The following is a 22,581-nucleotide window of genomic DNA, read 5'->3' as shown; positions in this document are numbered from 1 at the left end:
GAAAACTGACGGCTGACGGCTGACGGCTCTCACAACAGCGCCCGGTGGTCCGCCAACATGCAGCGGTCCTGCACCACGTCAATGCCACGAGCGGTAAGCGCCTGCGCCGTCGCCTCATCGCGGATGCCCTGCTGCATCCACACCACGCGCGGCGGCGGGGCCATGCTCAGGATGTCGGCGAGGTGTTCATGCACCTTGTCGCTGCGCCGGAAGACCTCCACCACGTCCACGGGCGTGCTGATTTCGGCGAGGGTGGAGACGGCCCGGTGCCCGAAGAAGCTCTCGCCGCGCGCCGCCAGCGCCGGATTGACGGGGATGATGGTGTAGCCCTGACGGTGCAGATACTCCGGCACGTAGTAGGCGGGCTTCATGGGGTCGCGGTGGAAGCCCACGACGGCGACGACCCGGTTCTCCCGAAGGATGCGAACCACGTCGGGATTGCCCTGCAGCCGCGTCATCGCCCCGCCCCCAGGCCCGCGTAGGCGGCGCGGGCGGCCTCCAGCGTGGCGTTCAGCTCCGCGTCGGTGTGCGCCGCGCTCACGAAGATCGTCTCGAACTGGCTCGGTGCCCAGTAGATGCCCCGCGCGAGCATGTGCTGGAACCACCCGGCAAACGATTGAACGTCGCTCCGCGCCGCGTCCGCGTAGGTCCGCACCGAGCCGTCCGGCGCGTCCTGATGGAAGGCTGTCAGCATGGAGCCGATGTGGTTGAGGCTGATTGGCACGCCCGCCTCCCGCGCCGCCTCCCGCAGCCCGTCCGCGAGCCGCGAGGTGTACGCTTCCAACCGCGCGTACACGTCCGGGTCCCCCTCCAGCACTTCCAGCGTGGCGAGGCCCGCCGCCATCGCCAGCGGGTTGCCGCTCAGCGTCCCCGCCTGATACACGGGTCCCTGCGGTGAAACCCAGTCCATCACGTCCGCCCGCCCGCCGTAGGCACCCACGGGCAGCCCGCCGCCGATGATCTTGCCCCAGCAGGTGAGGTCGGGGGAGAGGCCGAGCAATCCCGTCGCCCCGTTCATGGAGAGGCGAAAGCCCGTCATCACCTCGTCGGCGATCAGCAGCGCCCCGGCGTCCTTGACCCGGTGAAGGGCGGCCAGAAACTCCGGCGTGGGGATGAGGACCCCGGCATTCCCCACCACCGGCTCGAAGATCACCGCCGCGATCTCGTGCCCACGCTCCCGCATCAGGAGGTCCAACCCCGCCGGGCCGTTGTACTCGGCCACCAGCGTCAGCCGCGCGTATTCCTCCGGCACGCCCGCGCTGCTGGGGGCCGACTCACCGAGGCCGCCCTCCGCGTTCGTCATCAGGCCGCTGCCCGCCTCCACGAGCAGGCCGTCGGCGTGACCGTGGTAGTTGCCCCGGAACTTGACGATGTATTTCCGGCCCGTGAACCCCCGCGCCAGCCGCAGGGCGCTCATCGTCGCCTCGGTGCCGCTGTTCACGAAGCGGACGCGCTCGGCCCCGGTGATCCGCGTGACCGTCTCGGCCAGCCTCACCTCCCGCTCGCCGGGAGCGCCGAAGCTCGTGCCGCCCGCCAGCGCCTCCAGGATCGCCTCCCGGACCGCCGGATGGTCGTGCCCCAGGATCATCGGCCCCCACGAGCCGATGTAGTCCACATAGCGGGTGCCGTCCACGTCCGTCAGGTACGCGCCGTGCGCCTCGCGGATGAAGCGCGGGGTGCCGCCCACCGAGCGGAAGGCCCGCACCGGACTGTTCACGCCGCCCGGCGTCACCGCCCGCGCCCGCGCGAACAGCGCCTCGCTCTGGGTGGTCGGCGGATGTGCCGTTGAGGAAGGAAGGGTCTGCGTCGTCATGCCGCCCACCTTACGGCAGGCTGACAGGGGCGGGCGGCGGGGAGGATGACAGTTGGACGCGGCGTATCCTGCACGGATGACCGCGACGGGGGCCGAGTGGGAGCGCCGACTGACCGCGCTGTGGGCCGAATTGGAGACCTTTGACGGTGACGGCCTCGCCTTCGTCGTCAGGATGGCGACGCTGACAGCCGAACTGCCGCCGGACAGCGCGGTGGGCCTGTTCGAACGGGGCGCGGCCCACGACTCCACCGGTTCCCCCGACCAGGCCGTGCCGCTGTACGAGGCCGCGCTCACGGTGGGTTTGACGGGCGAGCGTCGCCGACGCGCGGTGATTCAGCTCGCCAGCTCGCTCCGCAATCTGGGGCGGCCCCAGGAGGCCGTCACCCTGCTGACCGCCGAGGCGCAGATGCCCTCCGACCCGTTGGACGGCGCGGTGGCGACGTTTCTGGCGCTGGCGCTAGCCGACCTGGGCCGCGAGCGCGAGGCGGTGGCGGTGGCGCTGACGGCCCTGGCACCCCTCCTGCCACGCTACAACCGTTCGGTGGCCCGGTACGCCCGGCAGTTGGTAGAGGGCACGGACCCAGAGGCTTGATCGAGGGAGGGCGTTCCTATGCGGCGGCAACTTTCCTCTGCCCTCAAAACTCCTTTTCTTCGTAGTTGCCTACGACCATCTCTCCGTAGCCTGCCGCCCTGATTTCTTCGAGGATCGCCCAACCCGCCTGACCTCCCTTGAGTGCGGCGGAAGTTCCGGGAATACGCCATTGCTCCTGTGAGTCGGGAAGAAGAGCTTCGTCCGCTTCAGTTCTTTGTGGGTCAAGCCATATGGCGTCGCATTCGGGACAGAAGAGAAATAGGAAGTCGCCAGTAGAAGCTCTCCGAAAGAACAAGGCAGAGCCGTTACATATCGGTCAGTCAATAGAAGTGTAATATGCCATAGGAGAACCTTCTCAAGATTAATGTCTGGGCAGCAGTTGAAAAGCGAAGCGTTCTTGGAAGGAGCAGGGGCGGCACCCCTCGGCCCGCCCCTGCGTCGCTTCCCTCCGCCCTACAACCCCAGCAGCCCCACCGCCGCCGTCTGCGTCAGCTCCTGCCGAAAGGGGGCGATCAGGTTCCGCTCCTGCTCGGTGGCCGTCTGCACGGTCGTATTCAGGTCGGGGAGGCGGCCCGACTGCAACGCCTCGGCGGCGCGGGCGAAGTCGATGTTGGGCACGCCGAGGGCACGGTTGACGGCGCTGCGGACGACGGCGTACCGCTCGGCGCTCATGCCCTCGCGGGACAGGGCCGTGGCCTGGGCCTGCCGGGCGCGGCCAATGCTCGTGCCCGCGTCGCGCAGCACGTTGACGATGGTGAGGATGTTCGGCGTCTGTCCGTTCTGAATGTCGGTCCAGACCGTCTGAAGGCTGGTGAGGCTGCCGCCCAGCGCCGTGCTCACGTCGCGCCGCACCGAGGCGAAGCGCCGCACGTCGGCCTGCGTGAGGGGCGTGGCCGCGTCGCCGCTCGGGGTGGGTGTCGTGCCCGTGTTGGCGTTCCCGCTCGGCAGGCCCGGCGTCTGAACACCCGTCTGCGTCTGGGCCGGGGGAGTATTCCACCCCGCCAGAAACCCGCGCACGGGTTGAATCACGAGGAACCACGCCAGCGCCCCCAGCACCGCCAGCACGATGAGCGTGCCGCCCCCACAGCCCAGGCAACCGCATCCCAGCCCACCACGTCTTCTCATGCCTTCAAAGTACGGGGCGCGGGTGAGCGGAGTTCCCGGCAGAGCTTTTCGAATCATGTTGATCGAACCTCGGTTGACAGCGGACCGGCGGGCGCTCTTAAATACGGACGCTCATCCCAGGCTCAAAGTCGCGTCGCCCAGGCGCACAGCACCGCCCGTGTTCTCCCTTTCGGTGGACCCGGCTCTCCTCGTCCTCTGGAGGTTTCATGCCCGTTCACCTCTTCCGCCCGTTGACTGCCCTCACCTGTACGCTCGCGCTGGCGGGGTGCGGACTGACCGATGCCCCTACCGAGACGCGCGCCCAGGACAGCCGCACCTTCACCGTCACGGCACCGACGACGACCGCCATAGAGGGGGCGACCCTCTACAGCGGGAGCTACGCGGGCATTCAGGGTCCGGCGGGCTACCTGATCGAGGTGCCCGACAACTGGAACGGCACGCTCGTCATGTACACCCACGGCTACCGGGGCACGGGCGCGGAGCTGACGGTCGATCCACCCTCCATCCGGCAGTCCCTGATCTCGCAGGGCTACGCGTGGGCGGCGAGCAGCTATTCGGCCAACTACTACGACGTGCGGGCCGGGGTGGAGGACACCAACGCGCTGGCGCTCGCCTTTGGCACGCTGACGGGCGGCAAGTACCAGACGCCGGGCAAATACCTCATCATGGGCTTCTCGATGGGCGGGCACATCGCCGGGGCCGCCGTGGAAAAGGAGACGCTGGCGAGCGCCCGGAGCCGGGTCAACTACGCCGCCGCCCTCCCCATGTGCGGCGTGATGGACGAGGAGTACGAGTTCAAATGGCTCGGCGACTACACCACCGCTGCCGCGCAACTCGCCGGGTATGGTGCCCGGACCTTCCCGCAGAGCGACTACCAGACATTGCTGCCCGACATCAAGGCGGCACTCTTTGACAGCACGTCGGGCACGCTCTGGCAGGAGAACGCCGTACAGGGCGCGAAGCTCCGCGAAATTGCCCGCAACCTCACGGGCGGCGACCGTCCCGTTTTCGACCTCGGCTTCCGCGTCGGCGGCTTGCAGAACGCCGTCTTCGGCACAGGTGGCTCGGACGGCACGATCAACGGCATCCTGAACAAGAATCTCTACGGCAACGTGGGCACGGTCTACCGCTGGACGACGGGCGACATCACCCCCGCCGAGACGGCCTTCAACGCGAGCATCCTGCGCGTGACCGCCGACGCGAACGCGAACCGCGCCCGTCCGGGCGGCCTGCGCTGGCTGCCGCGCGTGAACGGGGAGTTCAGCGTGCCCGTGCTGACGCTGCACACCCTCGGGGACTTCTACGTGCCCTTCGCCCACCAGCAGAAGTACCGCCAGGCGGCGCAGGCGGCGGGCAACGGCGACCGCCTCGTCCAGCGGGCCATTCGCGCGCCCGGCCACTGCGACTTCGTGGGGGCGGAGATCGTGGAGGCGTTCAACGACCTCGTGAAATGGGAGGCGACGGGCGTTAAACCTGCCGGGGACGATGTGCTCACGCCCACCACGGTCGCAAATACGAACTACGGCTGCACCTACACGCGGAGCACGCGCCAGGGTGTCGCGGCCTGCGCGACTGGGCAGTAGGAGGAGAGGTTGGGTCGGGCGGAGGGGCGAGTATGGGTGCCCCTCCGCCCCTCTTCATTCGGGCCAGAGCACGGTCACGAGGGCGAGACCGCCTTCCAGCCGCGCCGTAACCTCCCCACCCGCCGCCTCATTGCTCACCGTCCACCCGCTGCCGAGGGACACGTCCGCGCCGCGCAGGGGCCAGCGCACGCCGTCCAGCGTGAGGCCGTGCAAGTCGCTCAGGGCGAGGACGCTCAGGGTGGTTCCGGGTGGGAGGCTCAGGCGCACGTCCGCGCCGGGCAGGAGGGGGTGCCCGCTCTCGTCGCCGCTGTGGAGCAGGACTTTTAAGCCTTCCCGCGCCAGCCGCACGCCTCCGAGGACGAGGGCCGCCGTGTGGTCGAAGCGCCCGCCGAAAGCTCCCAGGAACACGAGGTCGGTCGCCCCCCGTTCACGAGCGACCCGGACGGCGAGTTCCGCGTCCGTCTCGTCCTTCGCAGCGGGGTGGACCTCGCGCGGCGCATCCAACATCAAGCCGTCCGAGGAGTCGAAGTCGCCCACCCAGGCGTCTACCGTCACGCCGAGAGCGTCAGCGTGCCGCGCGCCGCCGTCCGCCGCGATCACGAGGTCGGGGTGGGGAAGGGCGTGCAGCGCGTCCGTCGGAACGAGCCGACCCCCCACCAGAATCCACGCGATCAAGCCGGGGCTTCCCGGTCGTCGGGGAGGGTGAGGACCCGCGACTCGTCCAGCCAGAGCCGCAGCCCATCGTCCTCCACCTCCGCCGCCTCCCGCGCGCTGAGATTCAGGGTGAGTGGCCCCAGCGAGTGCGCCACCGTGACCTCCGCGCCCGTGGCCGTCGCCCGCCGCGCCGTGACGGGGAGGAGGTCGCCTTCCCCCAGGGCCACGGCGGTCTCCGGGACGAGCCGGGCGGTGCCGTCCCCACGCGCGAGGACGTTCGGGTGTCCCAGAAAGGCGGCCACCCATGCGGTCGCGGGCCGGGCGAAAACTTCCGCCGCCGCACCGAACTGCACGAGCCGCCCCGCCCGCATGACCGCCACCCGGTCGGCGAGCGCCAGCGCCTCCCGGCGGTCGTGGGTGACGAGGAGGACTCCAGCGCGCAGCCGGGCGAAGAGGGCGCGCAACTCGCCCCGCAATCGGGCGCGGAGCGGCTCGTCAAGGTTGCTCAGCGGCTCGTCCAGCAACAGCAGGGGCGAACCCGTCGCCACCGCCCGCGCGAGGGCCACCCGTTGCGCCTGCCCGCCCGAGAGTTCGGTGGTCCGCCGCCCCTCCAGCGCCTCCAGCCCGACGAGGGCCAGCGCCTCCCGCGCCCTCTCCTCGGCCTGCCCCCGGCCCGCGCCGCGAATGTGGGGGCCATAGGCGACGTTCCCGAGGACGTTGAAGTGCGGGAAGAGCGCGTAGTCCTGAAACACGAGGCCGACGTGCCGCAGCTCGGGCGGCAGCGCCGTCACGTCCCGCCCGCCGACCTCCACCCGGCCCGCATCGGGGCGCTCCAGCCCGGCCACGCAGCGCAGCACCGTGCTCTTGCCGCAGCCGCTCGGCCCCAGCAGGGCGACCGTCTCGCCCACGCCGACGGTGAGGGACACGCCCTGCGCCGCGACGGTCGGGCCGAAGCGTTTGGAAAGACGGTGGAGACTGAGAGCAGCCTGACTCATTGCAGGAGAATGACGGCCAGACGTTGCAGGGCTGCGGCCAGAACCTCCGGCGGAACGGCCTCGATCATCTGAACATCCCGTGCCCGCCAGTCCATGGTGTAGATGTGCGACGCCAGCACCACTCCACGTGTTCCCAGGGTCTGTGGGAGCGCGATCTCAGTCGTATACCCCTTTGCCTGGGAGGTGATCGGCATACAAATCATCAGACCCGTCCGCGCGTTGTACCGAGTGTTGCTCACCACCAGGGCCGGGCGGCGTCCTCCCTGCTCGTGACCCAGGCTGGGGTCGAAGGTGGCCCAGATGAGCTGCCCCCTTTCCGGCGTACTCACCAGTCCAGCTCTCGGCCCACCGGGACGTACTCGGGAACATCCTCGTACTTCAGCGGCTCCTCCGGTAGCCCGGCCAGCAGGTCGTCGATGCTCAGGTCAGGACGCCAGACGGGGCGGTGGGTAGGCATCAGGTGCAATGCGCCGCCCTCCGTCACCTCCAACTCATACTCCTGCCCGGCCTCCAACCCTCCCTCCCGAACGACGCTGGCGGGCACCACAAACCCCAGGCTGTTGCCATGTTTGTTCAATTTCACGCGCACCCTCTGCCTCCTATCTGACAGTGTATGACACCTGGTCTCATGTCACCTCCCCCTCCCCGCCGTCGAGCAGCGTGAAGCTCAGCGCGGCGAGCAGGAGGAGGATGGTCGCCAGCGCGCACGCCTCCCCCAGATTGCGCTCGCCGGGACGGCCCAGCCGCTCGTACAGCCCCGTACTGAGGGTCGCCCACTCGGGCCGGGTCAGCACCAGCGTCGCGCCGAACTCGCCCAGCACCGTGGCGAGGGCCAGCGCCACGCCGCCCCGTAGCGCCGGGAGGGTGAGGGGGAAAGTGACCGTCCGGTGGGCCGCCCGCCTGCCCGCGCCGAGCGTCCGCGCCGCCTCCAGCAGACGTGGCGGCAGGGCACGCAGGGCTGGAAGCACGCTGCGCGTCACGAGGGGAAAACCCAGCAGCGTGTACGCCGCGATCAGCAGGGGGAGGGTCGCCGACAGCGCCGGGTACGCGAGGAGATAACCCACCGCAAGGCTGACGGGCGAGACCATCAGCGGCAGCAGCGAAAGCAGGTCGAGCGCACGCGAGCGGGCCAGCCATGCCGCCAGCGCGTGTAATCCGCCGAGGAGCGTCGCGCCGAGGAGGGCGAGCAGACCGAAGCGCACCGTGTTCCCGATGAGCAGCGGTGTATCTGGATCGGCCAGCACGCCGCGCCAGTAGCTCAGAGTCGGTCCCTCCGATCCCAGCACACCCCGCGCCGCCACTGCCACCAGCGGGCCGAAGCACACGAGGACCACGACCGCCACGAGTGCCCACAGCAGCGCGGCCACCCTTCCCCGTGGGGTCGGCAATCCGTGGGCAGGCACGCCCATCCCGCCGCGTGACAGGCGCACGTAGGCCCACGTCGCCGTCAGCGTCAGCGCGAGTTGCCCGGCGATGAGGGCGCTCGCCTCGGACAGCCGGAGTTGATAGGCGGTCAGGGTGTAGATTTCCACCTCCAGCGTCGCGTACTGCTCGCCCCCGAGCGCCAGCGGCAGCCCGAAGCTCAGAGCCGAGTACAGGAAGACGAGGATGAAGCCAGCAGCCAGCCCTGGCAGCGCGAGCGGTAGGGCCACCGTCCACGCCGCCCGCAGGCCCGACGCGCCGAGTGTCCGCGCCGCACCCGTCAGAGCGGGTGGCACGCGCGAGAAGCCCCCATAGGCAAGGCGCACCATCACGGGCAGGTTGAAGAACAGGTTGCCCAGGATCAGGAGCGCGGGCGTTCCCTCCAGGTCCACCCCCAGCAGAGCCGTCAGCCAACCGCGCGGTCCCAGCAGGGCCGTGATGCCCAGCACCGCCACCAGCGTCGGCGTCACGAAGGGCAGCAGCAGCAGGCGCAGGAGGAGGCGTTTGCCGGGCACGCTGTAGCGGGACAGGAGGTAGGCGAGGGGAGCGCCGACGATCAGGGCGATCAGGGCGGTGAGGGTGGCCTGCGCGAGCGTCCACGTCAGGCGGCCAGTGAAGTAGGGGTCCTGCCAGATGGCAAGGTTGACACCGCCTTCTAGAAGCGTTCGGGTCAGGGGCAGAGCCAGGAAGAAGAGGAGGAAGAGGAGGGGCGGGAGGGCGAGGAGCCAGGGGAAGGGGGTCATGGGGAAGGGCGGGGCATCTTGCGACGGTTTGCCCCCACCCCCCAGCCCCCTACCCCCAGAGGGGGCAGGGGGAGTGGCGCTGCGCTAGGCAAAGGGCCTGTTGACTGCACGTGTGGACGGGTTCTCAGCGTGGCAACATTTGATCTTGTTGCGTGCCGTTTGGAAGGCCCACCGTCTCGCTGCGCGAGCCGACGTGGTGGTGGGATGGGGCGTCGGCTCACGGGCAAGAATTGGTCGTCAAGAGTGACGGTTTTTGGAGAGCAAGAGCTTCGGCTCTTATTGCTCCCTCTCCCCTCGTGGGTGACTCGAAGAGCTGCGGAGCAGAGGGCCGGGGTGAGGGGGCGACGTGACGGCCCCACTGCCCAACACCTGCCAGCAACGCCCTTACTCCTCCCCCTTGAGGGGGGAGGTCGGGAGGGGGTGAACGAGGCGACCGAGCCACGCCCATTTATGCCCAACTTCACCTCACCGCGCCCGCAAAACATTCGTCACCCAGGCGTCCACCAGCCGTTGCGGATTGGCGGTCACGCTCGCCTTCACCTGCGCCACGTCGGGCCGCTGGGCGAACCCGAACACCGGGTCGAGTTTCGTTCCCGTCACGGCGGGATAGACCCACATGCGCGTGGGGAAGTCCGATTGCACGCCGCCCGAGAGCATGAAGTCCACGAACTTGCGTGCCAGGGCGGGTCGCTTCGCGCCCTTGAGCACGCCCACGCCCTCCAGTTGGAGGAAGGTGCTGCCGGGCAGGAGGAGGTTGGCGGTGGGAGACTGGGCGGGGAGCCTCGCCGGGTCGTAGCCGTCGGCGTAGTAGACCTCGGCGGCGGGGCTGCTCGCGTAGCTCAGCACGATGGGGAAGCGGCCCCCGTTCTTGCTGAACTCCTTGTTGTAGGCGTCCGACCAGCCGCGCGTGACCTTGAGGCCGCTCAATCGCGCCTCACGCCACCACGTCCACGCGCCCGCCTCGCCGTAGTGGTTCACGGTGGCGAGCAGGAAGGCGAGGCCGGGGCTGCTCGTCGCCGGGGAGGAGACGACGGTCAGGCGGGCGTACTCGGGCTTTTTCAGGTCGTCCAATGTCTTGGGCAGCGGCAGGCCCGTCCTGGCAAGGGCGGCGCGGTCATAATTCAGCGCCACGAAGCCGTAATTCACGGTGTTCAACAGCCCCTTCTCGTCCAGGCGGTAGGCGGCGGGCACGCGGGCGAGGGCGGGGGACCGGTACGCCTCCAGAATCCCGGCCTGCCTCGCACGGGCCAGCAGCGAGTTGTCCAGCCCGTACACCACGTCGGCGACGGGGGCGCGTCGGGTGAGGATGAGACGGTTGAGAAGTTCCCCGGCGTCCCCACCCCGCACGAAGCGGACGCGAGCCTCATTTGCCTTCTCGAAGCCCGCCACCAGTTGCTTGTCCACGTCGAAGGAATCGTGGGTGATGACGGTCAATGTGGTCTGGGCGGTGGCGTGGGTGCCCAGGGCGAGCGCCGTCAACAGGATCAGTCTCCGCATGAAAAATTCCCCCTCGCGTCACGAAGGGGCAGGGGCACACGGGCCGCCGTGGGAGGCAGACCCGCGCATCACGCTCCCTCCGCCGGTATGACCCGGATCAGGTTCCTGGGGTCTCTCTCAGCCCCGCCCCGGCCTGTGATGGCCTGATGGCGTGGGCACCCCCGGTGACGCACCCGGCAGCATAGCGCAAGGGGGGCGGGCCGCCGTTCTAGAGTGGGCCGTGACCTACCTCATCGTGTGGCTGGTGCTGCGGGACGCCTCCGGGCGCGTGCTGCTGGGGCGGCGTTCGGGAACGACCGTCGCGGATGGGCTGTGGAATCTGCCGGGCGGTGCGGTCGAACAGGGCGAGGGACTGGCCGAGGCGGTCGTCCGCGAAACGTGGGAGGAGGTCGGCGTGGTCGTCCTCCCCTCCGGCCTGCGGCCCCTCGGGGTCAGCCGTTACGACGTGCAGGGTCTCCACGGTCCGGTACAGGGGGTGGACTTCCTCTTCCTTGCCGACACGTGGGAGGGCGTGCCCGCGCCGCTGGAGAAGACCTCGGAGGTTGGCTGGTTCGCCCCGAATGCACTGCCAATGGACTGCCTGCCCTGGCTGCCGGGCGTCCTCGCCGCCCACCTGACGCGGGGCGCGTGGCTCTCCGAGCAGCTCGATGGGGTGGAGGGCGTGCGCGTGTTCCCGGCAAGGTAACGAAGAACTAAAGCACATAGGTCCTTCCGTATGAAATAATTTCAAACGAAATGACCGATTCTCCTCACTCCCAAGACGAGCTGTACGACCTCGTGCGGCTGACGTTGCGGCTCTCGCGGCGCTTCCTTCACGTGCTGGACGAGCCGCTGGAACAGGCGCTGGGCCTGAACACCAAAGAACTTCTCGTGCTGGCGGCGATCATGGACGGGGCGGAGACGCCGGGTGCCGTGGCGGAGCGCCAGCGTCTGCCCGCGCCGACGGTGACGCGCCTCGTGACGAAGCTGGCGGGGCTGGGATTGGTGGAGCGGGTGGTGGACCCCGGCGACCTGCGGCGGCAACGGCTGCGGCTGACCGAGCGGGGCGAGGCGACCCGCGCCCGCACCCGCTCAAGCGCACAGGACATCGTGAGCGCCCGCTTCGGCGACCTGCCCGCCGCAGAGGTTCACGCCGCGCTCGCAGGGCTGCGGGCGGTGGAGGCCCGCCTCGGCATGGCCCCGGCCCGCGAGGAGGTGCTGTCGTGAACGCCCTGACCCTCTCGGCCCGCGAGAAGACGCTCGCCTTCGTGGGCATTCTGACCGTGCTGTTCCTGTCGAGCCTCAACCTCACGGTGGTCGGCAGCGCCATGCCGCGCGTGATCTCCGATCTGGGCGGCTTCCACCTGTACGCGTGGGCCTTCACCGCGTATTCGCTCGCCACCACGATCACCATTCCCATCGTCGGCACCGTGAGCGACCGCTACGGGCGGCGTCCGCTGCTGCTGGCGGGCATCGCCGTCTTCGCGCTGGGAAGCGTGCTGCTGGGCCTCGCGCAGAACATGGGGCAGCTCATCGCGCTGCGTGCCCTGCAAGGCATCGGCGGCGGCACCCTGATGGCGATGAGCTTCACGGCCATCGCGGACCTGTTCACCCCCGCCGAGCGCGGACGGTATCAGGGCTACACGGGCGCGGTCTGGGGCGTGAGCAGCGTGGTGGGGCCGCTCGTGGGCGGCTTCCTCACCGATCACCTGGGCTGGCGGAGCGTGTTCTTCGTGAACCTGCCCTTCGCGGTGCTCGCGCTGTTCTTCATCTGGCGTTTCTTCCGGCTGCCCGCGCCTGGCGCGAGGGGGCACTTCGACGGGCTGGGGGCGCTCCTCCTCGGCGGGGCCGTGACCACCCTGACGCTCGCGCTCTCGTGGGGCGGGGGGACCTACGCGTGGGACAGCGCCCGCATCCTCGGCCTGCTGGGGGCGACGCTGGCGCTCGGCGCGTGGTACGTGTGGCACAGCCGCGCGCAGGAACGGCCCATCCTCAACCTGCGCCTGCTGCGCGACCCGGCCATCGCCCTCGCCTCGCTGGCGGGCTTCCTCACGAGCGCGGGGATGTACGCCGCCGTGCTGTACCTGCCGCTGTATATGCAGGGCGTGAAGGCTTCCTCCGCGAGTGGCAGCGGTCTCGCCCTCGCGCCGCTAAGGCTTCCTCCGCGAGTGGCAGCGGTCTCGCCCTCGCGCCGCTGATGTTCGGGATGATCGTGACGAGCACCCTGAGCGGCCAGCTCGTGAGCCGGACCGGGCGCTACAAGGGCCTGATCCTCGGCGGCGCGCTCGTCGCCACGGTCGCCCTCGGCCTGTCCTCGACGCTGGGTACGGCCACGCCGCTGTGGGTCGCCGCCGGGCTGATGGTGCTGCTCGGCGTGGGGCTGGGGCCGGTGAACAGCCAGCTCACGCTCGTGGTGCAGAACGCCGCGCCCCGGCGCGAACTCGGCGGCGCGACGAGCGGCAACCAGTTCTTCCGGCAGATCGGCGGCACGCTGGCGGTGAGCCTCTTCGGGGCGCTCGTGAACGCGCAGCTCGCCTCGCAGCTCGCCGCCCGGCTGCCCGCGCAGGCTCAGGCGCTTCCCGCCGCCGTTCAGGACGCCCTCGCCAGCCCGAACCTCCTCACCAGCCCGCAGGCGACGGCGCAGCTTCAGGAGGCCCTGGCACGGCTCGGCACCCCCGACCTGTTCGGCCCCATCCTGACGGCCCTGCGGGGCGCGATGGCGACCGCAATCGACCACGTGTTCCTGATCGCGGCTGTGCTCGTCGGCCTCGCCTTCCTCGTCATGCTCGCGCTGCCCGAACGGCCCCTCGCCGGGCGCTCGGCCCCGCGTGAGGGAGATATGGCACCCGCCACCGACTGAGGATCGTCACGACGTGAGGGGGACGCTTCCACACGGGGGGCGTCCCTCGTCTCATCAAAGCGTTTGACAGAAGAACACCGTCATGCTGAGCGCGGCGAAGCATCCCCCAGCGTGTGACGGAAGGCCCTTCGCGGCGCTCAGGGTGACAACTCTTCTTTTCTTCTTTCGTCAACTGCTGTGGCGTCAACTGCTCTGGACTGTCCTGCAACAGTCGCAGAAGGCGAAGAGCACTAGGCCACCATCAGGAGCCTTCGCCTTCTGCCTTCGACCTTCTGCGCCCCTCGCCGACTCCTCTCGCAGGAGGTCTAGTCACCGCCCGGCGAACGCCACCCGCTCCGGCTCCTGCTCGCCCTCGGCGGCGATGGCAAAGACGCCCACCCGGCCCACCGCGTCGAAGCCGAAGACGAGCGCCCAGACGTTGCGCGTGTCGCCCTCGAAGGTCGCGCTGCGGACGTAGTAGGTCACGCCGTCGTCGGTGAAGGTCCGCTCGCGCAGCATCCGTTTCTCGGCCCCGTAGGTCTGCACCCCCGCCTCACGAAAGGCCCGGAAGGCGTTCAGGGTGCCCCAGTCGGCCCGCGCCTGCGTGGTGAACGCCTGCCACACCCGCTCCACCCGCAACGCGTAGAAGTCGGCGATGAGTTCGCGCCCCCGCGTGAGGGCCTGACGCTCGGCGGCGGTGGCGGGTGCCGGGGCGACTGGAACCGGGGCGACCGGGGCCGGAGTGGCCGGGGTCGTCTGCGCGAGGGCGGGAAGGGACGCGCACACCAGCAGCGCGGCGAACAGCAGCGAGCGGGGCTTCATGCCCCAGCGTAGGCGTCCGCCTCTCCCGGCGGGTGTCAGCGGGGCGACGTTTGGGCCATTAACCGTTCGATCACGTGGGCCACGCCGTCCTCGTCGTTGGTGAGCGTCACCTCGTCCGCCGCCTCCATCGCCTCCGGCTCCGCATTGCCCATCGCCACGCCGCGCCCGGCCCACGCCAGCATCTCGGCGTCGTTGGGGGCGTCCCCGAAGGCGAGGACCTCCTCCCGCCGCATCCCCAGCCGCTCGCACAGCAGGGCGAGACCCCATGCCTTGCTCACGCCCTCGGCCAGCACCTCCAGAAAGGGGGCACCGGAATGCGTCACCGCGAAGCCGCCGAGGTTCAGGGCGCGCAACTCGGCGAGCAGTTCACGCGGGGTCAACGTCGCGTGCCGCACGATGAATTTGAGGCTGGGGGCGGCGAGCACGTCGTCCAGCGTGTGCAGGCCCAGCCCCTCCGGCTCCCGCTTGTGGTCCTGAAAGTGGGTGATGGCCGCGTACCCCTCCTGCGCCACGAAGACCTCACCGCCCTCCCGCACGCTGACGAAGAGGACGCCGGGCACCCGGACGGCTAGCGCCTCCGCGAGCGCCCGCTGTGCCGCCACGCTGACGTGGGACTCGAACAGCAGCTCGCCTGTGCCCAGGTGGATGCCGTAAGCGCCGTTCCCACACAGGGCGTACTCGGTGAAGCCCGCCGCCTCCGCGATGAGGCGCAGGCCCCGTGGTTGCCGGGCGGTGACGGGAACGATGTGGATGCCTGCCGACCTCGCCGTGTCGAGCGCCGCCCGCGTCCTCGCACTCACGCTGAGGTCGGGCCGCAGGAGGGTGCCGTCGAGGTCGGTGGCGATGAGGCGGATCACCCCTTACCCTCTCGCTGCGCCTCCAGCACCACGACCGCCGAGGCGTGCTCCTTCGTGTGGGTCAGGGTGAGGTGGGCGACCCAGCCGCGCGCCTCCAGTTCCGCCGCGATCTCGGGCGCGAAACCGAGGATAGGCGGCGCGAAGGGGAACGGTCCGTCCGGCGTCCGCTCGCGCTCCACCCACACGTCCCGCCAGCCGTGGGGGCGCGGCCACACCTTCTGAAACGCCTCCTTCGCCGCGAACCGGGCCGCGAGGCTGGGGGCAGGGTCGGCCAGCCGCGCGCAGTAGGCGAGTTCGGCGGGGGCGAACAGCTTCTCCGCCCGCCGCCCCTCCCGCGCCAGCATCCCGCGAATGCGCTCGATCTCGATCAGGTCATGTCCGATGGCGACGATCATCAGGGAAGATGGTGACATGGGGCGTGTGGCTTGTGGCGTGTGGGGGAGGGATGATGCAACGACCGGCCCTGCCTACTTCCCCCTCCTGCAACCCACCGCCCTATCCTGTCCCCGATGACGCCCCCTCCCACGCCCCTCTTCCCCGACCTGCGCCTGCCCACCGTCGCCGGGGTGCTGCGGGAGAATGAACCGCTGTGGCGGGCCGTCGGAGTCGAGCGCGTGCGGGTCTTCGGCTCGGTGGCGCGCGGCGAGGCGGGGGCGGCGTCCGATGTGGACCTGCTCGTGGACTTCGCGCCGGGACGGGCAGTCGGCCTCCTTGACCTGATGCGTGCCCGTGCCGTCTTTGAGGAGCTGGTGGGCCGCCGGGTGGACGTGATGACGGAGGGTGCCCTCAAAGCTCCTCTGCGTGGCGAGATTCTGGCCGACGCGGTGGACGTGCTCGCCGTGCCCGCGCCACTTCCCATTCTCCACCGGGCCAAACGCTGGCGCTGGCGGGTCTTCGACCTGCTGGACGCCGTGGACCGCATCACCGCCTACACGCGGGACCATACCCTGACCACCTTCCTCGCCGACGAGCGCACGCGGGACGCCGTGCTCCGCAACCTCGCGCGGCTGGGCGAGACGACGAAGTTCCTGCCCCAGTCCGTGCAGGACCGTCATCCCGAGGTGCCGTGGGTGCTGCTCCGTGATATCCGCAACCTCGTCTCGCACGATTACTTCGGCATCGACCCGGCCCTCGTGTGGCACACGGCGCGGGTGGACCTCCCGGCCCTGCGCCCCGCGCTTCAGGCCCTCGCGGACGGGCAGGAGGAGTAGCTCACGTCCACGTCAACGCCGACCGCTCCCGCCAGTAGTCCACCGCAGGTTGCGTGAGACCGCGCAGGGCGTCGAGCTGGGCGGGCGTGAGGTTGACCGTCAGAGCGGCGAGGTTGCTCTCCAGTTGCTCGCCCGTCGTCGCCCCGCTGAGCACCACGTCCGCCCACGGCTGCGCGAGGACGGCGGCGAGGGCCACGGCGTCCGGGGTCGCGCTCAGGTCGGCGCAGACTTCCGCGAGGGCGGGTGGAATCGTCCCACGTGAGGTCAGCCGCCCGTTTGCCACCCCCTCCTTGACGACGACAGCCCAGCCCGCCGCGTGGGCCTCGGCCAGCATCTCCTCTGCCGACGGCTCCAGCAGATTCCACGTCGCCTGCACCACGCTCAGCGGGTTCACGCCGTCCACCCGTACGGCCAATGCCCGCCTCAGCGTCTCGGCCTGCGTGGGTCCGCTCGTGCTCAGGCCGACGCGCACGCCCCCCTGCGAGAGTTCGGCGAGGCGGGCGAGGACCCGTTCGTCCTCCAGCACGCCCGTCTCCAACGTCGCGGAGTGGATGAGGTACACGTCGGGCTGTTGGCCCAATGCTTCCAGGGTCTCCGGCCACTGCCGCTCCAGGGTGGCGGCGGTATGGTCCTTGACCTCGTGCCGCTCGGCGTCCACCCGCCAGCCCGCCGTGTAGGTGTAGCCCCACTTGCTGCCCACGGCGGTGCGGTGCCCGCGCTCCCGCAGCCAGCCGCCCAGGAACGCCTCGGCCTCACCGTAACTGCGCGCCGCGTCGTAGTACCGCACGCCCGCCTCCCATGCCGCATCGAGAACGCCCTGGGCTTGCGCCCGCATCGCGTCCACGTCCTTGACAGCGCCCACGTCCACCCCATGCCCCAGGTTGAGATAGCCGGGCCGTCCCAATGCGGCGAGACCGAGGCCGAGCCGCACGTCGGCGGGCGGGAACAGGGGAGGAGTCATCGCCCCATATGCTCCGCAGCCGCGCCGAGGGACCGGAAGTTTCGTCTAGATCGGTGCCACCCCTGTCAGAAGGACGAAAGGAAGCGTTGGGATAATAAAGCTCAGATAAAGAAGCCCTTCATCTGGTGCGGCGGGCGAGGAGGAGAGCGAATGGACCCCACGAGCAAAGCCCTCAAGGTAGTTCCCTACGACTCCGCCGACATCGTGCGCGGCGAGGACGGCGAGCTGTACCACCTGCCCACCCTGCGGGCGCTGAACGCCGTCGGTCGCCTTCCGCGCGAGAGCGTGGGGTTCGGGCTGCTGATGCGGCAGCGGGCGTTCAGCGCCCCACGCCTCACGGCCTGAAGCGGCGGTCACGTCCCTTCCGGCACCACCGCCTCCGCCTCGATCTCCACGAGGTGCCGGGGGTCGATCAGGGCCGCCACCTGCACCATGCTGGAGACGGGGCGTATGTGCGCGAAGACCTCCCCGTGTGCCCGCCCGACGGCCTCCCACCGCGAGATGTCGGTCACGTACATCCGCGTGAGGACGACGTGTTCCAGGCCCGCGCCCGCCGCTTCCAGAGCCTGCCGGACGATTTCCAGAATCACGCGCGTCTGCCCGTAGGCGTCCCCCATGGCCACGACCTCGCCGTTCACGGTGGCCGTCGTGCCCGCGACGTGGATCACGTTCCCCGCCCGCACGGCGCGTGAGTAGCCGACCACGGCCTCCCAGGGGGAGGAACCGCCGATATTCCGTCTCATGGGGGAGCCTACCCCGTCCGTCCCCGATAGTTCGGCGAGACGAAGACCCCGCCCTGCCGCTGCTCGGTGAGGTCGTCGGGGTCCCCGCGCAGGCTCTCGACCTCGGCGGCGTGGCTCTCGGCATCGTCCTGGGGCACGTAGCCCAGCGCGTCCCAGCTCTCCGGGGTCATCCAGCGCCGGGCATTTCCGCTGATGCCCGCGACGCTGCGGAAGCCGTGCGGCAAAACCTCGGGGGGCGCGGTCACGGCGCGGGCGAAGAGTTGGGCGGCGTCCCTCGGGGAGAGCCACGTGCTGAGGTGCCGGGTGTCGCGCGGCCTGGGCCGGAAGGAGCAGATGCGGACGCTCACGAAGGTCACGCCGTACTTCTCCGCGTACATCCGCCCCAGCGCCTCGCCGTACACCTTGCTCACCCCGTGGGAGGTGTCGGGGCGCACGGGCACCTCCGGCCCGATGAGATCGGTGCGCGGGTACAGCCCGACCGCGTGGATGCTGGAGGCGAAGGCGACCCGCCGCGTCCCCGCCTGCCGCGCGGCCTTCAGCACGTCATAGGTCCCGTCCACGTTCACGTCCCGGATGTGCCCGTAGGTGTCCTCGCCGGCGATTCCTCCGGGGTGGATCACGGCGTCCACGCCCTCCATTACGGCCCGCATCTCAGTGGAGCTTGTCAGGTCGGCGGTTACGAGTTCCTCGCCGGGTCGCGCGTCCCCGAGGTCCCGCACGTCGATCAGGCGCAGGACGGTGGAATCGTCGGGGAGAAAATCGCGCAGGGCGCTGCCGACTGCTCCGGCGTCCTGGTGATCAGGAGGCGGCGTGGGAGGAAGGGGGGAGGGGAGAAGAAGGTCATGTCAGTCCATTAGACCTCCTGCGAGGGTGGATGCTGAGGATGCAGAAGGCCGAGGGCGAGAGCATGGGGTTCTGCGACCTCCGCAGGAAATCCATCGTGCCGCTCACCTGAACTTCCTCACATTTCGGCCCCCCGGCGCGTTAAGGTGTCCACAGATGAGGTCCCGGTGCGGCGCGGGATTCGTTGGAGTGGGACGGACTGAACGCCGCCTTCCCGTGAGGAGTGAGGAATGAACGTCACCGAGCTGCTGCAAACGTACTTTGGTCCCGCCGACGCCGAGCGGCTGGGGCGTGCGGCGGGCCTGAGCGGGGCCGAGGCCGAACGCGCCCTGCGCGAGGGCTTGCCCCGCCAACTCGCCGCCCTCGCCGACCATGCCCGCACGCCGGGGGGACGGGAGCAACTCACCGAGGCGATGGAAAGCCTGCCCGCCTTCGGGGGCGTGGGGGCGGCGCTGGGTGAACCCGGAGGGGCGGACACCCTGCAACAGGCCGGAGGGCTTCTCGGCCCCGCCCTGCTGGGGGAGCGCGCGGGAACCATCGCGCGGGAGGTGGCGGGCACTTCCTCTCCCGCCGCCATACAGAACCTCCTCGACATGGCTCTCCCCCTGCTCCTGAGCTTCCTGCGTCAGCGCGGCGTGGGGGCCGGGGACCTCGGGAATCTGACAGCGGGAGCGGGGAAAGCTCCCATCGAGACCATCGTCGTGACCTCCCAACCGACCATCGTTCCGCCGACGATCACGCCACCGGAGGTCACTCCGCCCACCGTGACTCCTGGCCCCACGCCTGCCACCGGAGCCACCACCGGAGCCGCCGCCGGACTCACCGCCCCGGCGCTGGTCGAGGTTCTGCGCTCGCAGTTGGGCGGCACCACCGCCACCCGCCTCGGCACGCTGGCGGGGTTCAGCGGTGCCTCGGCCACCCGCGCCACGCAGGCCGCGCTGCCCGTCATTCTCGGCGGCCTCGTCCAGAGGGGCCGCACTGAGGCGGGAGCGGGCACCTTCCTCGACCGTACGCGCGACTTCGAGCGGCTGGCCGAGCCGAACGGCGAACTCAACCCCCACCTGCTCGACGATCCCGCCCGCGTCGCGCAGATCGAGGGGCAGGGCCGGGGGTTGCTGGGCACCCTCTTCGGCGACGCGGACCGGGTGCGGGGCCGCCTGGGATCGGCCATCGGCGGTTCGGGGGAGAACACCGGGCGGCTGCTCGCCCTCCTCACGCCGCTCGTGCTGGGGCTGGTCGTGGGCCGCGCCCGCTCGGCGGGCCTGAACGCGTCCGGCTTCAGTTCGCTGCTGGGAAACCTGGAGGGGCAACTTCCGGGCCTGCTCCCGGCGGGGATGTCCAGCCTCGCGCCGCTGCTCAGGGCCGACGCGCCCACCGTCACCATCCCGACGACGGCCACCCCCGCCGGGGAACGGCTCGTCGCCCGCACCGCGCCGGGCACGACACCTGTCCAGGCCGCCCCGACTCCTCCGCCGCCCACCTCGGACGGGCGGCGGCGCGTGGGCTGGTGGTGGGTGCCGTTGCTGCTCCTGCTGCTGGGGGGCTGCTACCTGCTGACCCAGCGTCCGTCCACGCCCACCGTCGCCGGGACTGGGACCGGGGCCGGAGGGGAGGCCGGCGGCCTCACCGTCACCACGCCCGCCGCCGGGGCGAGCGTCCCCGCCGCCGCGTTCACCATGACCGGGCAGGGGACGCCGGGCGACACCCTCTCCATTCGAAGTGATGGTCAGGAGGTCGCCACGACGCAGGTCGGGGACGACGGCACCTGGCAGGCCACCGTCCCCGCCCCCGCGCCGGGCGAGCAGACCTACGAGGTGCGCGGCGGAAATGGGGCGACCAGCGGCGAGGTCAACGTCAACGTGGGTGCGGAGGGAAGTGGCACGAACGCCGGCGGCGCGGGCGGGGAGGGTGCGGCGGTGGGGGACACGACGGGCGGCACCGCTTCGGGAGGCACCGACGCGGGCACAGCGTCCGGTGCCTCCGCCAGCGACGACTACACCATCAGCGACCCCACCTCGGGGGCGACCCTGCCCGCCGGGGGCTTCACCCTGCGCGGCACGGGCGTTCCCGGCCAGATCGTGCAGGTGCTGGAGGACGACACCAGCCTCGGCAGTGTACCCGTGGGCACCGACGGCACCTGGAGCCTGGCGGTGCCCAGCCCCGGCGAGGGTCCCCACGCCTACACGCTCTACGGGGCGGGTACTCCCGAACTCGCCCGCGTGGAGGTCACGGTGCAGGCCTTCAACGCGGCGGACAGCACCGTTGCCTGCACCCGCGACTACACCCTCAGCATCGGCGACGGCCAGACGGTCACTCAGCCCTTCCGCTTCGGTGGCGAGGGTCAGGGCCAGGGCTACCAGGTCACGATCCGGCGCGGCTCCCGCGTCGTCGGCACCAGGACCATTCGCCTTGACCCCTCCTGCGGCTGGAGCTACCAGAGCCGCCCCGGCGTGGGGCGCGTCACCTACGAGGTCCGCCCGCTGAACGACCCGCAGGCCGAGCCGCTGAGCGTGGTGAATTTGACAGTTCGTCCATAGGAGCAGGTGACGAGTGCCGAGCAATGAGGAATGAGGGGGCCGTTCCACCGGGGATGGCCTCCTTCTCTTGCCCCTGTTCTTCTGGCGACTGGAACCTGACGACCGGCGACCCACCCCGTTAGCGGCTCACCGTCCAGATGCCCGCGAAATCCGCGAACTGCGTGTCGGTTCCCGGCGTCGCGTAGGCGCTGATGCTGCCGTCGAGGTAGAGGGCGTCCGGGCAACCCAGCGTGTCCCGGAAGAACACCGCGAAGGTGTAGAAGTTGACCGGCCCGGCGCTCACCACGAAGCGCACCTGCCCGTCCCGGCACACGCCCACGCCGCTCCGCACCTTGAAGCTCGTCCCGCCTCGGTTGAAGGCCGGGTGCAGGCGACCCCCCTGCACGAGCAGCGGCCCGGACTGCGTGGCGTAGGTCGGGGCCACGTTCAGGCGGCGGTAGGCCTGCGTCTCCGTCACGCCCGCCCGCTCGCCCTTCACCCAGAAGACGCCGTTGGGCAGCAGCGCGAAATTGCCCCCCGAACGCGCGTTGTTCACGTTCACCAGCGTCCGCCCATTCTCTACATGCAGTCCGAGCGGTCTCGGTCCCGGCGCGTAGATACCGCTGTTCGTGGCGAACCCGACGTTCTGTCCAGTCCGGCCCATTCGCTCCCGCACGGCCCGGAGGGTGCGGTAAGGCTCCCCCGTCGCCGGGTCCTTCCAGTGCAGCCGCAACGTGTCCCGCCGCAGGTCCACCACTGCCACCGTGTATAGCCGCCCTCCAGCCTCCACGCGCTCCACCGCCAGTCCCCCGGCTCCCGAGCACGCGGTGAGGGCGGAGAGAAGGGCGGCGGCCAGCAGGGCGCGTGGGCGAAGGGACCTCATCAGCGCCGATGATGCCCGCCTGCCATGAGGTCCGGGTGACGGTAAGGCCGCTCACCACGCCTCTTCACCTACGGGTCGAGGGGGAGTTGACAGCTCTGAACTTGGCCTGTATCTTTTCTGAGCCTCAGTTGAGGCGCGGAGCATGACAAGCGAAGAGGTGTGCGAGAAATAGCGTTGTTCACGCCCAGGTTCTGCGGAGCCTGGGTGTGTGAAGAGGAAGGGTCAAGATAGCAAGGGTCCACGGTGGATGCCCTGGCACTGGAGCCGATGAAGGACGCGCTTACCTGCGATAAGCCCCGACGAGCCGGAGAGAGGCGTTGACTCGGGGATTTCCGAATGGGGAAACCCACCCCGCAAGGGGGACCCACGCAAGTGGGAGGGAACCTGGGGAACTGAAACATCTCAGTACCCAGAGGAAGAGAAAGAGACATCGATTCCGTCAGTAGCGGCGAGCGAACACGGATCAGCCCAAACCGGAGGGTTCACCCTCCGGGGTTGTAGGA

24 protein-coding genes, 1 rRNA gene, 1 pseudogene and 1 riboswitch are annotated in these 22,581 nt (G+C 70.2%); of the genes and pseudogenes, 10 read left to right on the top strand and 16 right to left on the bottom strand.

The genetic code is table 11. The annotated features are described in order from the left end of the window. Positions 1-29: 29 nt before the first annotated feature. Both V3W47_RS10420 and hemL read right to left on the bottom strand, forming a co-directional pair. Entirely contained in the window at positions 30-458 is a 429-nt protein-coding gene (locus V3W47_RS10420; RefSeq protein ID WP_331825144.1) for a CoA-binding protein, read from the bottom strand. Continuing rightward, positions 455-1,813, bottom strand: coding sequence for a glutamate-1-semialdehyde 2,1-aminomutase (hemL, locus tag V3W47_RS10415; protein WP_331825143.1), 1,359 nt, complete (start codon positions 1,811-1,813; stop codon positions 455-457). Before hemL ends, V3W47_RS10420 begins: the two co-directional genes overlap by 4 nt. 76 nt (positions 1,814-1,889) lie before the next feature. On the opposite strand from hemL, the gene V3W47_RS10410 reads away from it, so the two are divergent. Then, positions 1,890-2,405: a tetratricopeptide repeat protein gene (locus V3W47_RS10410; RefSeq protein WP_331825142.1), complete on the top strand. Its 516-nt coding sequence runs from the start codon at positions 1,890-1,892 to the stop codon at positions 2,403-2,405. 453 nt (positions 2,406-2,858) lie between these two features. Here the strand turns inward: V3W47_RS10410 and V3W47_RS10405 are convergent, their stop codons facing one another. Further along, entirely contained in the window at positions 2,859-3,530 is a 672-nt protein-coding gene (locus V3W47_RS10405; RefSeq protein ID WP_331825141.1) for a hypothetical protein, read from the bottom strand. A 206-nt stretch (positions 3,531-3,736) separates the two neighbouring features. Here V3W47_RS10405 and V3W47_RS10400 point away from each other — a divergent pair, with 206 nt between their 5' ends. Beyond that, the gene (locus tag V3W47_RS10400; protein WP_331825140.1) at positions 3,737-5,113 is read left to right on the top strand and encodes an alpha/beta hydrolase family protein; all 1,377 of its coding nucleotides are present in this window, start codon (positions 3,737-3,739) and stop codon (positions 5,111-5,113) included. Between the two features lie 54 nt (positions 5,114-5,167). Here the strand turns inward: V3W47_RS10400 and V3W47_RS10395 are convergent, their stop codons facing one another. From V3W47_RS10395 to V3W47_RS10370, 6 genes are all read right to left on the bottom strand, one after another. Next, positions 5,168-5,788: a thiamine diphosphokinase gene (locus V3W47_RS10395; protein WP_331825139.1), complete on the bottom strand. Its 621-nt coding sequence runs from the start codon at positions 5,786-5,788 to the stop codon at positions 5,168-5,170. Then, positions 5,785-6,762 carry an ABC transporter ATP-binding protein gene (locus V3W47_RS10390; RefSeq protein WP_331825138.1) on the bottom strand — a complete coding sequence of 326 codons (978 nt, stop codon included), beginning with the start codon at positions 6,760-6,762 and terminating at the stop codon, positions 5,785-5,787. The genes V3W47_RS10395 and V3W47_RS10390 overlap by 4 nt, the downstream gene beginning before the upstream one ends. Beyond that, positions 6,759-7,091: a type II toxin-antitoxin system PemK/MazF family toxin gene (locus V3W47_RS10385; protein WP_331825137.1), complete on the bottom strand. Its 333-nt coding sequence runs from the start codon at positions 7,089-7,091 to the stop codon at positions 6,759-6,761. Before V3W47_RS10385 ends, V3W47_RS10390 begins: the two co-directional genes overlap by 4 nt. After that, positions 7,088-7,351: an AbrB/MazE/SpoVT family DNA-binding domain-containing protein gene (locus tag V3W47_RS10380; RefSeq protein ID WP_331825136.1), complete on the bottom strand. Its 264-nt coding sequence runs from the start codon at positions 7,349-7,351 to the stop codon at positions 7,088-7,090. The genes V3W47_RS10385 and V3W47_RS10380 overlap by 4 nt, the downstream gene beginning before the upstream one ends. A 37-nt stretch (positions 7,352-7,388) precedes the next feature. Then, positions 7,389-8,927 carry an ABC transporter permease gene (locus V3W47_RS10375; protein ID WP_331825135.1) on the bottom strand — a complete coding sequence of 513 codons (1,539 nt, stop codon included), beginning with the start codon at positions 8,925-8,927 and terminating at the stop codon, positions 7,389-7,391. A 465-nt stretch (positions 8,928-9,392) separates the two neighbouring features. Beyond that, positions 9,393-10,424 (bottom strand): thiamine ABC transporter substrate-binding protein, encoded by a 1,032-nt coding sequence (locus V3W47_RS10370; RefSeq protein ID WP_331825134.1) that lies wholly within the window; start codon positions 10,422-10,424, stop codon positions 9,393-9,395. 56 nt (positions 10,425-10,480) lie between these two features. Further along, positions 10,481-10,597: riboswitch (TPP riboswitch) on the bottom strand. 47 nt (positions 10,598-10,644) lie between these two features. Between V3W47_RS10370 and V3W47_RS10365 the strand changes: the two genes are divergently transcribed. The 4 genes and pseudogenes from V3W47_RS10365 to V3W47_RS10350 form a co-directional block, all read left to right on the top strand. After that, positions 10,645-11,109, top strand: a complete 465-nt coding sequence (locus tag V3W47_RS10365; protein WP_331825133.1) for an NUDIX domain-containing protein — start codon at positions 10,645-10,647, stop codon at positions 11,107-11,109. Positions 11,110-11,159: 50 nt separating this feature from the next. After that, positions 11,160-11,630, top strand: a complete 471-nt coding sequence (locus V3W47_RS10360) for a MarR family winged helix-turn-helix transcriptional regulator (protein ID WP_331825132.1) — start codon at positions 11,160-11,162, stop codon at positions 11,628-11,630. A gap of 101 nt (positions 11,631-11,731) precedes the next feature. Beyond that, positions 11,732-12,601 (top strand): MFS transporter, encoded by an 870-nt coding sequence (locus tag V3W47_RS10355; protein WP_331825263.1) that lies wholly within the window; start codon positions 11,732-11,734, stop codon positions 12,599-12,601. After that, a pseudogene (locus V3W47_RS10350) lies at positions 12,595-13,263 on the top strand (MFS transporter); the annotation flags it as partial. The gene V3W47_RS10355 and the pseudogene V3W47_RS10350, both read left to right, overlap by 7 nt. Before the next feature lie 309 nt (positions 13,264-13,572). Here V3W47_RS10350 and V3W47_RS10345 read toward each other — a convergent pair. From V3W47_RS10345 to V3W47_RS10335, 3 genes are read right to left on the bottom strand one after another with little or no spacing between them, the layout of a single operon-like run. Then, complete coding sequence (locus V3W47_RS10345) at positions 13,573-14,064, bottom strand: hypothetical protein (protein ID WP_331825131.1); 492 nt, start codon at positions 14,062-14,064, stop codon at positions 13,573-13,575. Positions 14,065-14,099: 35 nt separating this feature from the next. Then, the gene (locus V3W47_RS10340) at positions 14,100-14,918 is read right to left on the bottom strand and encodes an HAD family hydrolase (protein ID WP_331825262.1); all 819 of its coding nucleotides are present in this window, start codon (positions 14,916-14,918) and stop codon (positions 14,100-14,102) included. Continuing rightward, positions 14,918-15,316, bottom strand: a complete 399-nt coding sequence (locus tag V3W47_RS10335) for a 4'-phosphopantetheinyl transferase superfamily protein (RefSeq protein WP_331825130.1) — start codon at positions 15,314-15,316, stop codon at positions 14,918-14,920. The genes V3W47_RS10340 and V3W47_RS10335 overlap by 1 nt, the downstream gene beginning before the upstream one ends. A gap of 114 nt (positions 15,317-15,430) precedes the next feature. On the opposite strand from V3W47_RS10335, the gene V3W47_RS10330 reads away from it, so the two are divergent. Further along, a complete protein-coding gene (locus V3W47_RS10330) occupies positions 15,431-16,132 on the top strand; it encodes a HepT-like ribonuclease domain-containing protein (protein ID WP_331825129.1) in 702 nt (233 codons plus the stop codon). Between the two features lies 1 nt (position 16,133). Here V3W47_RS10330 and V3W47_RS10325 read toward each other — a convergent pair whose 3' ends face one another. After that, positions 16,134-17,093, bottom strand: coding sequence for an aldo/keto reductase (locus V3W47_RS10325; RefSeq protein ID WP_331825128.1), 960 nt, complete (start codon positions 17,091-17,093; stop codon positions 16,134-16,136). A 150-nt stretch (positions 17,094-17,243) separates the two neighbouring features. Here V3W47_RS10325 and V3W47_RS10320 point away from each other — a divergent pair, with 150 nt between their 5' ends. Beyond that, positions 17,244-17,438: a hypothetical protein gene (locus tag V3W47_RS10320; RefSeq protein ID WP_331825127.1), complete on the top strand. Its 195-nt coding sequence runs from the start codon at positions 17,244-17,246 to the stop codon at positions 17,436-17,438. Positions 17,439-17,446: 8 nt separating this feature from the next. On the opposite strand, the gene V3W47_RS10315 is transcribed toward V3W47_RS10320, so the two are convergent. Together V3W47_RS10315 and V3W47_RS10310 are read right to left on the bottom strand one after the other, a co-directional pair. After that, positions 17,447-17,836 (bottom strand): RidA family protein, encoded by a 390-nt coding sequence (locus tag V3W47_RS10315; RefSeq protein WP_331825126.1) that lies wholly within the window; start codon positions 17,834-17,836, stop codon positions 17,447-17,449. Positions 17,837-17,844: 8 nt separating this feature from the next. Beyond that, positions 17,845-18,603, bottom strand: coding sequence for an NAD-dependent epimerase/dehydratase family protein (locus V3W47_RS10310; protein WP_331825261.1), 759 nt, complete (start codon positions 18,601-18,603; stop codon positions 17,845-17,847). 306 nt (positions 18,604-18,909) lie between these two features. Here V3W47_RS10310 and V3W47_RS10305 point away from each other — a divergent pair, with 306 nt between their 5' ends. Beyond that, a complete protein-coding gene (locus tag V3W47_RS10305) occupies positions 18,910-21,216 on the top strand; it encodes a DUF937 domain-containing protein (protein WP_331825125.1) in 2,307 nt (768 codons plus the stop codon). A 118-nt stretch (positions 21,217-21,334) separates the two neighbouring features. On the opposite strand, the gene V3W47_RS10300 is transcribed toward V3W47_RS10305, so the two are convergent. Beyond that, a complete protein-coding gene (locus V3W47_RS10300) occupies positions 21,335-22,078 on the bottom strand; it encodes a phosphodiester glycosidase family protein (protein WP_331825124.1) in 744 nt (247 codons plus the stop codon). Between the two features lie 220 nt (positions 22,079-22,298). Here V3W47_RS10300 and V3W47_RS10295 point away from each other — a divergent pair. Beyond that, positions 22,299-22,581 (top strand): 23S ribosomal RNA (locus V3W47_RS10295); the annotation flags it as partial.

It is taken from the genome of Deinococcus sp. YIM 134068, assembly GCF_036543075.1.
Lineage (GTDB): Bacteria > Deinococcota > Deinococci > Deinococcales > Deinococcaceae > Deinococcus > Deinococcus lichenicola.
Note: the sequence above shows the minus strand (reverse complement) of the source record. Positions and strands in the feature narration are given on the sequence as shown.

Bases quoted from the DNA above. Each gene is read 5' to 3' on its own strand.
- V3W47_RS10375 (WP_331825135.1), bottom strand. From the start codon at position 8,927: ATGACCCCCTTCCCCTGGCTCCTCGCCCTCCCGCCCCTCCTCTTCCTC.
- hemL (WP_331825143.1), bottom strand. From the start codon at position 1,813: ATGACGACGCAGACCCTTCCTTCCTCAACGGCACATCCGCCGACCACC.
- V3W47_RS10330 (WP_331825129.1), top strand. From the start codon at position 15,431: ATGACGCCCCCTCCCACGCCCCTCTTCCCCGACCTGCGCCTGCCCACC.
- V3W47_RS10315 (WP_331825126.1), bottom strand. From the start codon at position 17,836: ATGAGACGGAATATCGGCGGTTCCTCCCCCTGGGAGGCCGTGGTCGGC.
- V3W47_RS10410 (WP_331825142.1), top strand. From the start codon at position 1,890: ATGACCGCGACGGGGGCCGAGTGGGAGCGCCGACTGACCGCGCTGTGG.
- V3W47_RS10305 (WP_331825125.1), top strand. From the start codon at position 18,910: ATGAACGTCACCGAGCTGCTGCAAACGTACTTTGGTCCCGCCGACGCC.
- V3W47_RS10390 (WP_331825138.1), bottom strand. From the start codon at position 6,762: ATGAGTCAGGCTGCTCTCAGTCTCCACCGTCTTTCCAAACGCTTCGGC.
- V3W47_RS10355 (WP_331825263.1), top strand. From the start codon at position 11,732: ATGCCGCGCGTGATCTCCGATCTGGGCGGCTTCCACCTGTACGCGTGG.
- V3W47_RS10405 (WP_331825141.1), bottom strand. From the start codon at position 3,530: ATGAGAAGACGTGGTGGGCTGGGATGCGGTTGCCTGGGCTGTGGGGGC.
- V3W47_RS10300 (WP_331825124.1), bottom strand. From the start codon at position 22,078: ATGAGGTCCCTTCGCCCACGCGCCCTGCTGGCCGCCGCCCTTCTCTCC.
- V3W47_RS10345 (WP_331825131.1), bottom strand. From the start codon at position 14,064: ATGAAGCCCCGCTCGCTGCTGTTCGCCGCGCTGCTGGTGTGCGCGTCC.
- V3W47_RS10370 (WP_331825134.1), bottom strand. From the start codon at position 10,424: ATGCGGAGACTGATCCTGTTGACGGCGCTCGCCCTGGGCACCCACGCC.
- V3W47_RS10420 (WP_331825144.1), bottom strand. From the start codon at position 458: ATGACGCGGCTGCAGGGCAATCCCGACGTGGTTCGCATCCTTCGGGAG.
- V3W47_RS10400 (WP_331825140.1), top strand. From the start codon at position 3,737: ATGCCCGTTCACCTCTTCCGCCCGTTGACTGCCCTCACCTGTACGCTC.
- V3W47_RS10325 (WP_331825128.1), bottom strand. From the start codon at position 17,093: ATGACTCCTCCCCTGTTCCCGCCCGCCGACGTGCGGCTCGGCCTCGGT.
- V3W47_RS10320 (WP_331825127.1), top strand. From the start codon at position 17,244: ATGGACCCCACGAGCAAAGCCCTCAAGGTAGTTCCCTACGACTCCGCC.
- V3W47_RS10360 (WP_331825132.1), top strand. From the start codon at position 11,160: ATGACCGATTCTCCTCACTCCCAAGACGAGCTGTACGACCTCGTGCGG.
- V3W47_RS10335 (WP_331825130.1), bottom strand. From the start codon at position 15,316: ATGATCGTCGCCATCGGACATGACCTGATCGAGATCGAGCGCATTCGC.